We start from the raw sequence: 13,761 nt of genomic DNA on the forward strand, positions 1-13,761 counted from the left end.
ATACGTATCAAATTGAAAAATTGCTGCTGACCTGGAACTTTGCTTCCGGGTCAGTTTTCTTTTGCTCCTGACCTGAGACAGGCATTGAAGTCTGCGAGGCCGGTAGTCGGGGTGAGTGAGTCGCTCCCAACAGGAATGTTTAAGAGGTATAACAAATGCAAGCTATTCCGATGACCCTACGTGGCGCAGAAAAACTGCGCGAAGAACTGGATTTTCTGAAATCGGTTCGCCGTCCTGAGATCATTGCCGCTATCGCAGATGCGCGTGAACACGGGGACCTGAAAGAGAACGCTGAATATCACGCCGCGCGTGAGCAGCAGGGTTTTTGTGAAGGGCGCATTAAAGATATCGAGGCTAAGCTGTCTAATGCGCAAGTCATCGACATCACCAAAATCCCAAACACGGGCCGCGTGATCTTTGGTTCTTCGGTGAAAGTACTGAACCTGGACAATGACGAAGAGCAGACTTATCGCATCGTGGGTGATGACGAAGCAGACTTTAAACAGAATTTAATCTCTGTAAACTCACCTATTGCGCGTGGTCTGATTGGCAAGGAAGAAGAGGACGTCGTTGTCATCCGTACGCCCGGCGGCGAAGTGGAATTCGAAATTATTAAGGTCGAGTACCTCTGATTCGCATCTCAGCGCAGATGTTGATACATTGTAAAGAAAGGAAAAAGGCCGCATAGCGGCCTTTTATCAACTGTCGGAGCATGGCATTTTGCTCACCTACGAATGGAAATCCCTCGTTTTACACAGAAAAAGTGTTCGATTCAGGATATTCTTAGCGTGGTAGCGAGATTTTACGCTCTTTAGTCGGGCGATAGAGCACCAGCGTTTTACCGATAACCTGTACATTACAGGCACCGGTTTCACGCACGATAGCTTCCACGATTAAGGTTTTAGAGTCTCTGTCTTCAGAGGCGATTTTCACCTTGATTAACTCGTGGTGCTCAAGCGCTAGTTCGATCTCGGCAAGCACCCCTTCGGTCAAACCATTGTTGCCAAGCATGACTACAGGCTTGAGTGGATGTGCCAGACCTTTAAGGTGCTGTTTTTGTTTAGTACTCAGATTCATCGTATATTTTTGCTTACGTTGGGATTGAAAACGGTTCATTCTACCGCCATCTCCCTTATATCGCCAAATAGCTGCGTAGAAATTTACGTCACAGGCAAATTACGATGAACCAGGACGGAAAGTGAAATGACAGGTAAAAAGCGTTCTGCCAGCTCCAGCCGCTGGCTCCAGGAACACTTTAGCGATAAATATGTTCTACAGGCGCAGAAAAAGGGATTACGTTCCCGCGCCTGGTTTAAACTTGATGAAATACAGCAAAGTGACAAACTCTTTAAACCGGGAATGACGATTGTCGATCTCGGTGCTGCACCCGGTGGATGGTCTCAGTATGCAGTTACGCAGATTGGTGGCCAGGGTCGAATCATCGCTTGCGATCTTTTACCAATGGATCCAATCGTCGGTGTTGACTTCCTTCAGGGCGATTTTCGTGATGAATTAGTGCTGAAAGCGCTGCTTGAACGAGTCGGTGACAGTAAGGTTCAAGTTGTCATGTCGGATATGGCGCCAAATATGTGCGGAACACCAGCGGTGGATATCCCCCGTTCCATGTATCTGGTTGAACTGGCGTTAGAAATGTCTCGTGATGTTCTAGCACCTGGTGGTAGTTTTGTAGTGAAGGTGTTCCAGGGCGAAGGTTTCGAGGAGTATCTTAAGGAAATTCGCTCCCTGTTTGCGAAGGTGAAAGTTCGTAAGCCGGACTCTTCCCGTGCTCGTTCACGAGAAGTGTATATTGTAGCGACAGGACGTAAATGATAACCGGATGATTTCAAACGTGAGTTTGGGAAAATCCAGGTGCAGACTATCCTGACGCTGTTTTTAACACAGTTGTAATATGAGGTTCATCCCTTGAGTGACATGGCGAAAAACCTAATACTCTGGCTGGTCATTGCCGTTGTGCTGATGTCAGTGTTCCAGAGCTTTGGGCCCAGCGAGTCGAATGGCCGCAAGGTGGATTATTCTACCTTCCTGCAAGAGGTCAATCAGGACCAGGTTCGCGAAGCGCGTATCAACGGACGTGAGATCAACGTTACCAAGAAAGATAGTAACCGTTACACGACTTACATCCCGGTGAACGATCCTAAGCTGCTTGATAACCTTCTGACTAAAAACGTCAAGGTGGTAGGTGAGCCGCCGGAAGAACCGAGCCTGCTGGCTTCTATCTTCATTTCCTGGTTCCCGATGCTGCTGCTTATCGGTGTCTGGATCTTCTTTATGCGTCAAATGCAGGGCGGCGGTGGCAAAGGTGCCATGTCGTTCGGTAAGAGCAAGGCGCGTATGCTTACGGAAGACCAGATCAAGACTACTTTTGCTGACGTTGCAGGCTGTGACGAAGCAAAAGACGAAGTGGCGGAACTTGTTGAATACCTGCGTGAGCCAAGCCGTTTCCAGAAACTGGGCGGTAAGATTCCGAAAGGCGTTCTGATGGTCGGCCCTCCAGGTACCGGTAAAACGCTGTTGGCGAAAGCCATCGCGGGTGAAGCGAAAGTACCATTCTTTACTATTTCTGGTTCTGACTTCGTCGAAATGTTTGTGGGTGTGGGCGCATCTCGTGTGCGTGACATGTTCGAACAGGCTAAGAAGGCAGCGCCGTGTATTATCTTCATCGATGAAATCGACGCCGTAGGCCGCCAGCGTGGCGCGGGTCTGGGCGGCGGTCACGATGAACGTGAACAGACTCTGAACCAGATGTTGGTTGAGATGGATGGCTTCGAAGGTAACGAAGGTATTATCGTTATTGCTGCGACGAACCGTCCAGACGTACTTGACCCTGCATTGCTTCGTCCAGGCCGTTTCGACCGTCAGGTTGTGGTTGGTTTGCCGGATGTTCGTGGTCGTGAACAGATTCTGAAAGTCCACATGCGTCGCGTACCGCTGTCTCCAGATATTGATGCGGCAATCATTGCGCGTGGTACTCCTGGCTTCTCCGGTGCTGACCTGGCAAACTTGGTCAACGAAGCGGCATTGTTTGCTGCTCGCGGTAATAAGCGCGTGGTGTCCATGGTGGAATTCGAAAAAGCGAAAGACAAAATCATGATGGGTGCGGAACGTCGCTCCATGGTGATGACGGAAGCGCAGAAAGAATCCACGGCATATCACGAAGCAGGTCACGCGATTATTGGTCGTCTGGTACCGGAACACGATCCGGTACACAAAGTCACCATTATCCCACGTGGCCGTGCGCTGGGCGTAACGTTCTTCCTGCCGGAAGGCGATGCCATCAGCGCCAGCCGTCAGAAGCTGGAAAGCCAGATTTCGACCCTTTACGGCGGTCGTCTTGCTGAAGAAATTATCTACGGTGTGGAACATGTTTCTACCGGTGCGTCGAACGACATTAAAGTCGCGACCAACCTGGCACGTAACATGGTGACCCAATGGGGCTTCTCCGACAAACTCGGTCCGCTGCTTTACGCGGAAGAAGAGGGCGAAGTATTCCTGGGCCGCTCTGTCGCCAAAGCGAAACATATGTCCGATGAAACAGCACGTATCATCGATCAGGAAGTCAAAGCGCTGGTTGAACGCAACTATGGCCGTGCACGCGAAATCCTGAATGAAAACCTGGATATTCTGCACTCGATGAAAGATGCGCTCATGAAATATGAGACGATCGATGCTCCGCAGATCGATGACCTGATGGCGCGCCGCGAAGTGCGTCCGCCAGCCGGTTGGGAAGATCCAGGCACTTCCAATAACTCTGACAACAATGGCACCCCTCGTGCGCCGCGTCCGGTTGATGAACCCCGTACGCCAAACCCGGGTAATACCATGTCAGAGCAGTTGGGCGACAAATAAGTCACTGCCTGAAATAGGTTAATCTGTACCCAAACCCTGGAGCTTGCTCCGGGGTTTTTCTTATCTGCTCATTTAAATACCAGGGATTTAGCCATGAAACTTTTCGCCCAGGACTCGACTCTCGATCTCTCACATCCCCATGTGATGGGGATCCTGAACGTTACGCCTGACTCGTTCTCCGACGGCGGCGCACACAATACGCTGATTGAAGCGGTGAAGCATGCCAATCTGATGATCAACGCGGGTGCGACGATTATTGATATCGGCGGTGAGTCGACGCGTCCTGGCGCATCGGATGTGAGTGTGGAAGAAGAGTTAGCGCGCGTAATCCCGGTGGTGGAAGCGATTGCTCAACGCTTTGAAGTGTGGATCTCTGTGGATACGTCTAAACCTGAAGTAATCAGAGAATCCGCGCGAGTAGGGGCTCACATCATTAACGACATTCGCTCGCTTACCGAGCCGGGTGCACTAGAAGCGGCTGCCGAAACCGGTTTGCCGGTATGTCTGATGCATATGCAGGGGCAACCCAAAACAATGCAGTCATCCCCGAAGTATGATGATGTTTTTGCCGATGTGAATCGCTACTTTAATGAGCAAATCGCACGTTGTGAGCGTGCGGGTATCGCAAAAGAGAAATTGTTGCTCGACCCGGGATTCGGATTCGGTAAAAATCTCTCCCATAACTATGAGTTGCTTGCGCGTTTATCAGCATTTCACCATTTTGGTCTGCCGTTGCTGGTCGGAATGTCGCGAAAAACGATGGTAGGGCAATTGCTTAATGTGGGTCCTGGCGAACGTCTGAGTGGAAGTCTTGCGTGTGCAGTTATTGCGGCGATGCAAGGCGCGCACATTATTCGCGTCCATGACGTCAAAGAGACAGTAGAAGCTATGCGTGTGGTTGAAGCCACATTGTCAGCGAAGGAAAACAAACGCTATGAGTAATCGTAAATATTTTGGCACCGACGGCATTCGTGGGCGCGTGGGCGATGCACCGATCACCCCAGAATTTGTTCTTAAACTTGGTTGGGCAGCGGGTAAGGTCCTGGCTCGTCACGGCTCGCGTAAAATTATCATCGGGAAAGATACCCGTATTTCGGGCTACATGCTGGAGTCAGCATTAGAAGCTGGTCTTTCAGCCGCAGGGCTTTCCGCTTCATTCACCGGCCCAATGCCAACGCCTGCTGTCGCGTATCTTACACGTACCTTCCGTGCAGAAGCAGGGATTGTGATTTCGGCCTCGCACAATCCGTTCTACGATAACGGGATTAAATTTTTCTCCATTGATGGCACAAAATTGCCTGACGAAGTTGAAGAAGCTATCGAAGCGGAAATGGAAAAAGAGCTGACCTGCGTCGATTCATCAGAACTGGGCAAAGCAAGCCGTATCGTTGATGCAGCGGGCCGCTACATTGAGTTCTGCAAAGGCACGTTCCCTAATGAGCTGAGCCTGAGTCATCTCAGAATTGTGGTCGATTGCGCGAATGGCGCCACTTACCACATCGCGCCGAATGTTTTCCGCGAACTTGGTGCAAAAGTTATCGCGATTGGCTGTGAGCCTGATGGTCTCAACATCAATGAGGAAGTGGGCGCGACGGACGTGCGTGCTTTGCAGGCCCGCGTGCTTGCTGAAAAAGCCGATCTGGGCATTGCGTTTGACGGTGACGGCGACCGCGTGATCATGGTTGATCACGAAGGAAACAAAGTCGACGGCGACCAGATTCTGTACATCATTGCCCGCGAAGGTCTGCGTCAGGGCCAGTTGCGCGGTGGCGCTGTAGGCACCTTGATGAGCAATATGGGGCTGGAACTGGCTCTCAAACAGCTGGGGATTCCGTTTACCCGAGCGAAAGTGGGCGACCGCTACGTGCTGGAGAAACTCCAGGAGAAAGGCTGGCGTATTGGTGCAGAAAATTCTGGCCATGTGATTCTGCTGGACAAAACGACGACCGGTGACGGCATCGTGGCAAGTCTTCAGGTTGTTGCTGCGATGGTGCGTAACCATATGAGTTTGCATGACCTGTGCAGCGGCATGAAAATGTTCCCACAGATTCTGGTTAACGTTCGCTTTACTGCCGGAAATGGCGATCCGCTGGAAAATGAAAATGTGAAAGTGGTCATGGCAGAAGTGGAGGCGGCGCTGGGAAATCGCGGTCGCGTTCTGCTCCGCAAATCGGGTACAGAGCCTTTGATTCGCGTGATGGTTGAAGGCGAAGAAGAAGCGCAGGTGACTGAGTTTGCTCATCGAATTGCCGATGCGGTTAAAGCGGCATAATCCTTCGCAGTAAGTGTTTAAAAAGGCGGCGTTTGCCGCCTTAAGATTGTCCAATACAGGCGCTTTTGCTGTTTTTTTCCGCAGTTGATACAATGCGCTAAAATTGCCCTTGCGAAGGCCATTCGCTTTGGTTAGTATTCACACCCGCTTCAGTGGGAAACAAAAATCCTGCTAAATTGGTCGAAGCATTGGTATGCGGCAAATCCGCAAGGAACAGGTTGATTATGTACGAAGCTCTTTTAGTTGTTTTCCTTATTGTAGCCATCGCTCTCGTAGCGCTGATCATGCTGCAGCAAGGTAAAGGCGCTGATATGGGAGCCTCCTTCGGAGCAGGCGCTTCCGGTACGCTGTTTGGCTCAAGTGGTTCTTCGAACTTCATGACCCGTACAACGGCGATTCTGGCTACGCTGTTCTTCATTATCAGTCTGGCGCTTGGCAACATCAATAGCAACAAGACCAGCAAAGGAAGCGAGTGGGAAAACCTGAATGCTCCGTCTAAAACCGAGCAGACTCAGCCAGCTGAACCGGCTAAGCCGACCAGCGATATCCCGCAGTAAGGTTTCAGTACCGAGGTGGTGGAATTGGTAGACACGCTACCTTGAGGTGGTAGTGCCCTAACGGGCTTGTGGGTTCGAGTCCCATCCTCGGTACCAATATTCCAGAAGAAAGACATCGAAAGATGTCTTTTTTTTCGTCTGTAGGTTTGAGCGTGTCCAGACAATCGCAGCGTGGTGACCGTTGCCACTATGCTCGATAGAAAGCGATAGTTGGCATTAGTGGCCGATATCAGACAGACACAAAAAAGGCGCCCTTCGGCGCCTTTTGTATTTTTATTCGCGATTACTTTTTATCGCTGTGTTCCAGATTCTCAACCTGCGGCAGGCCATTACCGGAAGACGCAGAGAGCAAACCGGTTTCAATGTAATTAAACAGTTTCTCACGCGTGTCGGTGATATCCAGATTACGCATCGTTAATTGGCCGATACGATCATCCGGAGAGAAGACAGAATCCCCTTTCTCCATGGTCAGGCGTTCAGCTTTATACGTCAGGTTGTCAGACACCGTATTCAGGATGGAGTAGTCGTTGCCGCGACGTAGTTCCAGCGTCACTTCACCCGTAATGGCGCTGGCGACCCAGCGTTGCAGCGCATCACGCAGCATCAACGCCTGTGGATCGAACCAACGGCCCTGATACAGCAATTTACCCAACTGGCGACCATGAGAGTGGTACTGCTCAATGGTGTCTTCGTTGTGAATACCGGTCAGCAGACGCTCGTAAGCAATGTGCAGCAGTGCCATTCCCGGTGCTTCATAGATCCCGCGGCTTTTCGCTTCGATGATGCGGTTTTCAATCTGATCGCTCATGCCTAAACCGTGACGACCACCAATGCGATTTGCTTCCAGCATCAGCTCTACATCATCAGAGAAGGTCTGGCCGTTCAGTGCTACCGGATGACCACGTTCGAAACGGACAGTCACTTCCTCAGCCTGAATCTTGACGCTTTCATCCCAGAACTTCACGCCCATGATGGGATTGACGATTTTCACGCTAGAGTTCAGGAACTCAAGATCCTTCGCTTCGTGCGTCGCGCCCAACATGTTGGAGTCGGTGGAGTACGCTTTCTCGGCAGACATTTTGTAGTCAAAGCCGGAAGCCACCATAAACTCAGACATTTCCTGACGGCCACCCAGTTCATCAATGAAATCCGTGTCCAGCCAAGGTTTATAAATCTGCAACTCTGCGTTGGTCAGCAGGCCGTAACGATAGAAACGTTCGATATCGTTACCTTTATAGGTACTGCCGTCGCCCCAAATATTCACGCCATCATCTTTCATGGCCGCCACCAGCATCGTACCGGTAACTGCGCGGCCCAGAGGCGTGGTGTTGAAATAGGTCAGGCCGCCCGTCGTGTTGTGGAAAGCACCGCATTGAATGGCTGCGATGCCCTCAGCAACCAGTTGCTTACGGCAGTCAATCAGACGTGCGTTCTCTGCACCGTATTCCATGGCGCGACGAGGAATCGCATCATAATCTTCCTCATCCGGCTGACCCAGGTTCGCTGTATATGCATAAGGAACCGCTCCCTTTTGGCGCATCCACAGGAGTGCAGCGCTAGTATCCAGGCCGCCAGAAAAAGCGATGCCTATACGTTGTCCTACCGGAAGATGCTTGAGAATCGTCGTCATAAAATAAAACCCTGCTTGATTGACTGATGAGAGACCGCTTTCAGTTCTCTTTGCATGTTTATGCAAAATAAGTGAGTTTTCATTTAATCATCTTTTGCCAATGACCGGAAGAGATTCGTGAGTTTTTTGTAAAAATTTCCCACTGTTTAGGCCGCTAGACATGCAGACGTCAGAACAGAATAGGGCGTGCTAGCTTATTCAGCAAAACGCATAGCTTGTAGGGTTGACAGGTGGGGTTAACTATCAATATACTAAACGCCGATTTAAAGTCCCGTCCTCGGTACCAAATCCCAGCATTATTTGCATTTTTTACCCAAAACGAGTAAAATTTGCCACGTTTCAGGCGCGGGGTGGAGCAGCCTGGTAGCTCGTCGGGCTCATAACCCGAAGGTCGTCGGTTCAAATCCGGCCCCCGCAACCACTTTCCTATAAAGTTCTTTTTCAAATATACTGTGAAGACATAGCGGCTTCGTAGCTGGATTTGAAAAAATTCTTTCAGAAAGTGCTCCAGGCCGCAGTTGCGGCTATAGGGTTCAGTTATCTAAAGCCCCGATTTATCGGGGTTTTTTGTTATCTGACTACAGAATAACTGGGCTTTAGGCCCTTTTTTTACGTCTTGGGGGTGGGCTTGTCCACATTAGAGCAAAAATTAACAGAGATGATTAAAGCACCGGTCGAAGCACTGGGCTACGAACTGGTCGGCATCGAATTTATTCGCAGCCGTACATCCACGCTGCGCATCTATATTGATAGTGAAGATGGCATCAATGTTGATGATTGTGCTGATGTTAGCCACCAGGTCAGTGCGGTTCTTGACGTTGAAGATCCTATTACTGTTGCCTACAACCTGGAAGTTTCCTCGCCTGGCCTCCATCGTCCAATGTTTACTGCTGAACACTACACTCACTATATTGGTGAAGAAGTGGCTATCGTACTGCGTATGGCCGTGCAAAACCGCCGTAAATGGCAGGGCGTTATTAAGGCCGTTGATGGTGAGATGATCACAGTAACAGTCGAAGGCAAAGATGAAGTGTTCGCGCTGAGTAATATCCAGAAGGCGAACCTGGTTCCCCACTTTTAACAGTCTGGATTGAGGTGAAAAGCCCGCGATGAACAAAGAAATTTTGGCTGTTGTTGAAGCCGTCTCTAACGAGAAATCACTGCCGCGTGAGAAGATTTTCGAAGCGCTGGAAAGTGCACTGGCTACAGCAACCAAGAAAAAATACGAACAAGAGATCGATGTTCGCGTAGAAATCGATCGTAAAAGCGGTGACTTCGATACATTCCGTCGTTGGGTTATTGTTGAAGAAGTGACCCAACCGACTAAAGAAATTACGCTGGAAGCGGCTCGTTACGAAGACGAAAGCTTCAATGTCGGCGAATATGTTGAAGATCAGATTGAATCGGTGACGTTTGACCGTATCACTACCCAAACGGCAAAGCAGGTTATCGTACAGAAAGTACGTGAAGCTGAACGCGCCATGGTGGTTGATCAGTTCCGTTCACACGAAGGTGAAATCATCACTGGCGTTGTGAAGAAAGTTAACCGTGACAACATCGCGCTTGATCTGGGTAGCAATGCGGAAGCGGTTATCCTGCGCGAAGATATGTTGCCGCGTGAGAACTTCCGTCCAGGCGACCGCATCCGCGGTGTTCTGTATGCGGTACGTCCAGAAGCGCGCGGTGCGCAGCTGTTCGTTACACGTTCTAAAGCAGAGATGCTGATTGAACTGTTCCGCATTGAAGTACCAGAAATTGGTGAAGAACTTATCGAGATCAAAGCAGCGGCCCGCGATCCGGGTTCACGCGCTAAAATCGCGGTAAAAACCAACGACAAGCGTATCGACCCAGTCGGTGCTTGCGTCGGTATGCGTGGTGCGCGCGTTCAGGCTGTATCAACTGAACTGGGCGGTGAGCGTATCGACATCATCCTTTGGGACGACAACCCGGCGCAATTCGTGATTAACGCGATGGCTCCGGCAGATGTTGCTTCCATTGTGGTCGACGAAGACAAGCACACCATGGATATCGCTGTTGAAGCCGGTAACCTGGCGCAGGCTATCGGTCGTAACGGTCAGAACGTACGTTTGGCTTCTCAACTGAGTGGTTGGGATCTGAACGTGATGACTGTTGATGATCTGCATGCGAAGCATCAGGCTGAAGCTCATGCCGCGATCGCGACCTTCACGAAGTACCTGGAAATTGACGAAGATTTCGCAACTGTCCTGGTCGAAGAAGGTTTCTCTTCGCTTGAAGAACTGGCCTATGTGCCAATCAAAGAACTGCTGGAAATTGACGGCCTGGATGAAGCAACCGTTGAAGCCCTGCGTGAACGCGCTAAAAACGCACTGACCACCCTGGCACTGGCTCAGGAAGAAAGCCTTGGTGATAACAAGCCGGCTGATGACCTGCTGAATTTAGAAGGTCTTGATCGTGCGATTGCGTTCAAGCTGGCTGCCCATGGTGTTTGTACGCTGGAAGATCTCGCTGAGCAAGGCGTTGATGACCTGGCTGATATCGAAGGTTTAACCGACGAGAAAGCCGGCGAACTCATCATGGCCGCACGTAATATTTGCTGGTTCGGCGACGAAGCGTAATAAACTGTAGCAGGAAGGAACAGCATGACTGATGTAACTGTAAAATCGCTGGCTACTGAGATTCAGACCTCCGTGGAGCGCCTGGTACAGCAATTTGCTGATGCAGGGATCCCGAAGGCGGCTGATGATTCGGTAACCGCGCAAGAAAAACAAACGCTGTTAGCGCACCTGAACCGTGAACACGGTTCTACGCCTGATAAGCTGACGTTGCAGCGCAAAACGCGTAGCACGTTGAGTATTCCAGGTACCGGTGGAAAAAGTAAATCGGTACAAATCGAAGTCCGCAAGACACGCACCTTTGTAAAACGTGATCCGCAAGAGGCCGAGCGCCTTGCAGCGGAAGAGCAGGCACAGCGTGAAGCGGAAGAGCAAGCTCAGCGTGAGGCTGTTGAAACAGCTAAACGTGAGGCCGTATTAAAAGCTGAACGTGAGGCCGCAGAAAAAGCGAAGCGCGATGCACATGATAAAGCGAAGCGCGACGCTGCGGAAAAAGACAAAGTGAGCAATCAACAGACTGACGAAATGACCAAAACTGCCCAGACAGAAAAAGCCCGCCGTGAAAATGAAGCTGCGGAGCTGAAGCGCAAAGCGGAAGAAGAAGCCCGTCGCAAACTCGAAGAAGATGCGCGTCGTGTAGCGGAAGAAGCCCGTCGTATGGCTGAAGAAAATGCAGGCGTTTGGGCTGAGCAAGAGAAAGCGAAAGGTGAAGAGGATAAGAGCGATTATCACGTCACCACTTCTCAGCACGCTCGCCAGGCTGAAGACGAAAACGACCGTGAGGTTGAAGGTAACCGTAGCCGTACGCGTACTGCGACAAAAGCTGCTCGTCCTCAGAAGAAAGGCAACAAACACGCTGAATCCAAAGCAGACCGCGAAGAAGCGCGTGCTGCGGGTCGCGGTGGCAAAGGTGGCAAGCGTAAAGGTTCATCTTTACAGCAGGGCTTCCAGAAACCAGCTCAAGCCGTTAACCGTGACGTTGTGATTGGCGAAACCATCACCGTTGGCGATCTGGCGAACAAAATGGCTGTTAAAGGCTCTCAGGTCATCAAAGCGATGATGAAACTGGGCGCTATGGCAACCATCAACCAGGTTATCGATCAGGAAACAGCGCAGCTGGTTGCTGAAGAGATGGGCCATAAAGTTACCCTGCGTCGTGAAAACGAGCTGGAAGAAGCAGTAATGAGCGACCGTGACACTGGCGCTGCGGCAGAGTCTCGCGCACCGGTTGTGACCATCATGGGTCACGTTGACCACGGTAAAACCTCTCTGCTTGACTACATTCGTTCTACGAAAGTGGCATCCGGCGAAGCAGGCGGCATTACCCAGCATATCGGTGCTTACCATGTTGAAACAGACAACGGTATGATCACCTTCCTGGATACCCCGGGTCACGCCGCGTTTACCTCTATGCGTGCTCGTGGTGCTCAGGCAACGGATATCGTTGTTCTGGTTGTTGCAGCAGACGATGGCGTGATGCCGCAGACGATCGAAGCTATCCAGCACGCAAAAGCGGCGCAGGTACCGGTCGTTGTTGCAGTCAACAAAATCGATAAGCCTGAAGCAGACATGGATCGCGTTAAAACCGAACTGTCTCAGTACGGCGTGATGCCGGAAGAGTGGGGCGGTGAATCTCAGTTCATCCCAGTTTCTGCGAAAGCGGGTACCGGTATTGATGACCTGCTGAACGCTATCCTGCTGCAAGCTGAAGTTCTGGAGCTGAAAGCGGTTCGCAACGGCATGGCAAGCGGCGCAGTGATCGAATCCTTCCTGGATAAAGGTCGTGGTCCAGTTGCTACCGTACTGGTTCGCGAAGGTACGCTGAACAAGGGCGATATCGTGCTGTGTGGCTTCGAATACGGCCGTGTTCGTGCGATGCGTAACGAACTGGGTCAGGAAGTACTGGAAGCAGGTCCATCCATTCCAGTGGAAATCCTGGGTCTGTCCGGTGTTCCGGCTGCCGGTGACGAAGTGACCGTTGTTCGTGACGAGAAAAAAGCGCGTGAAGTTGCACTGTATCGTCAGGGCAAATTCCGTGAAGTTAAACTGGCTCGTCAGCAGAAATCTAAACTCGAGAATATGTTCGCTAACATGACTGACGGCGAAGTTCACGAAGTGAACGTCGTACTGAAAGCGGACGTTCAGGGTTCTGTGGAAGCGATCTCCGATTCTTTACTGAAACTGTCTACCGACGAAGTGAAAGTAAAAATCATCGGTTCTGGTGTCGGTGGTATCACCGAAACCGACGCCACGCTGGCGGCTGCTTCGAACGCGATTCTGGTTGGCTTCAACGTGCGTGCTGATGCCTCTGCACGTAAAGTTATCGATTCAGAAAGCCTGGATCTGCGCTACTACTCCGTCATCTATCATCTGATTGACGAAGTGAAAGCTGCGATGAGCGGCATGCTGTCTCCGGAACTGAAACAGCAGATCATCGGTCTGGCTGAAGTTCGTGACGTGTTTAAATCGCCTAAGTTTGGTGCGATCGCGGGCTGTATGGTCACCGAAGGTACCATTAAACGTCACAACCCAATCCGCGTTCTGCGTGACAACGTGGTTATCTACGAAGGCGAGCTGGAATCCCTGCGCCGCTTCAAAGATGACGTTAACGAAGTCCGTAACGGCATGGAATGTGGTATCGGCGTGAAGAACTACAACGACGTTCGCGTTGGCGATATGATCGAAGTGTTCGAAATCATCGAGATCCAACGTAGCATCGCTTAATTCATAGCGTCCTCGGGCCTTAGCGCCCGAATGACTCAGTGGATTAAAACGTGCAGGCCGGGTTAGCGAAGCGCCACCCGGCAATAATTTTAAAAGGGGCTAATAGCCCCTTTTTTG

11 protein-coding genes and 2 tRNA genes are annotated in these 13,761 nt (G+C 50.9%); 11 read left to right on the forward strand and 2 right to left on the reverse strand.

The genetic code is table 11. The features are described 5' to 3' along the window. The first annotated feature begins 155 nt into the window (after positions 1-155). Positions 156-632 carry a transcription elongation factor GreA gene (gene greA, locus AC0LWE_RS08220; RefSeq protein WP_059177345.1) on the forward strand — a complete coding sequence of 159 codons (477 nt, stop codon included), beginning with the start codon at positions 156-158 and terminating at the stop codon, positions 630-632. Between the two features lie 151 nt (positions 633-783). On the opposite strand, the gene yhbY is transcribed toward greA, so the two are convergent. Next, positions 784-1,077 (reverse strand): ribosome assembly RNA-binding protein YhbY, encoded by a 294-nt coding sequence (gene yhbY / locus AC0LWE_RS08225; protein ID WP_041689726.1) that lies wholly within the window; start codon positions 1,075-1,077, stop codon positions 784-786. A 126-nt stretch (positions 1,078-1,203) separates the two neighbouring features. Here yhbY and rlmE point away from each other — a divergent pair, with 126 nt between their 5' ends. From rlmE to AC0LWE_RS08255, 6 genes are all read left to right on the forward strand, one after another. Further along, positions 1,204-1,830, forward strand: a complete 627-nt coding sequence (gene rlmE, locus AC0LWE_RS08230) for a 23S rRNA (uridine(2552)-2'-O)-methyltransferase RlmE (RefSeq protein WP_015960595.1) — start codon at positions 1,204-1,206, stop codon at positions 1,828-1,830. Between the two features lie 102 nt (positions 1,831-1,932). Next, on the forward strand, positions 1,933-3,867 hold the full coding sequence (ftsH, locus tag AC0LWE_RS08235) for an ATP-dependent zinc metalloprotease FtsH (RefSeq protein ID WP_059177346.1): 1,935 nt from the start codon (positions 1,933-1,935) through the stop codon (positions 3,865-3,867). A 93-nt stretch (positions 3,868-3,960) separates the two neighbouring features. Further along, positions 3,961-4,809 carry a dihydropteroate synthase gene (gene folP / locus AC0LWE_RS08240; protein ID WP_131486406.1) on the forward strand — a complete coding sequence of 283 codons (849 nt, stop codon included), beginning with the start codon at positions 3,961-3,963 and terminating at the stop codon, positions 4,807-4,809. Continuing rightward, positions 4,802-6,139 (forward strand): phosphoglucosamine mutase, encoded by a 1,338-nt coding sequence (gene glmM / locus AC0LWE_RS08245; protein WP_219347338.1) that lies wholly within the window; start codon positions 4,802-4,804, stop codon positions 6,137-6,139. Before folP ends, glmM begins: the two co-directional genes overlap by 8 nt. Positions 6,140-6,363: 224 nt before the next feature. Continuing rightward, positions 6,364-6,696, forward strand: a complete 333-nt coding sequence (secG, locus tag AC0LWE_RS08250; protein WP_041689537.1) for a preprotein translocase subunit SecG — start codon at positions 6,364-6,366, stop codon at positions 6,694-6,696. Positions 6,697-6,705: 9 nt separating this feature from the next. Beyond that, positions 6,706-6,792, forward strand: a tRNA-Leu gene (locus AC0LWE_RS08255). A gap of 187 nt (positions 6,793-6,979) precedes the next feature. Here AC0LWE_RS08255 and argG read toward each other — a convergent pair. Next, on the reverse strand, positions 6,980-8,326 hold the full coding sequence (argG, locus tag AC0LWE_RS08260) for an argininosuccinate synthase (RefSeq protein WP_059177349.1): 1,347 nt from the start codon (positions 8,324-8,326) through the stop codon (positions 6,980-6,982). A gap of 344 nt (positions 8,327-8,670) precedes the next feature. Between argG and AC0LWE_RS08265 the strand changes: the two genes are divergently transcribed. The 4 genes from AC0LWE_RS08265 to infB all read left to right on the forward strand — a co-directional run bounded on the left by AC0LWE_RS08265 (position 8,671) and on the right by infB (position 13,644). Further along, positions 8,671-8,747, forward strand: a tRNA-Met gene (locus AC0LWE_RS08265). Positions 8,748-8,954: 207 nt separating this feature from the next. Further along, complete coding sequence (gene rimP / locus AC0LWE_RS08270) at positions 8,955-9,407, forward strand: ribosome maturation factor RimP (RefSeq protein ID WP_059177350.1); 453 nt, start codon at positions 8,955-8,957, stop codon at positions 9,405-9,407. Between the two features lie 28 nt (positions 9,408-9,435). Beyond that, complete coding sequence (nusA, locus tag AC0LWE_RS08275; protein ID WP_059177351.1) at positions 9,436-10,923, forward strand: transcription termination factor NusA; 1,488 nt, start codon at positions 9,436-9,438, stop codon at positions 10,921-10,923. A 24-nt stretch (positions 10,924-10,947) separates the two neighbouring features. Further along, positions 10,948-13,644, forward strand: coding sequence for a translation initiation factor IF-2 (gene infB, locus AC0LWE_RS08280; protein WP_059177352.1), 2,697 nt, complete (start codon positions 10,948-10,950; stop codon positions 13,642-13,644). Positions 13,645-13,761: the final 117 nt, after the last annotated feature.

The sequence above is a fragment of the Lelliottia sp. RD5 genome, assembly GCF_056032945.1.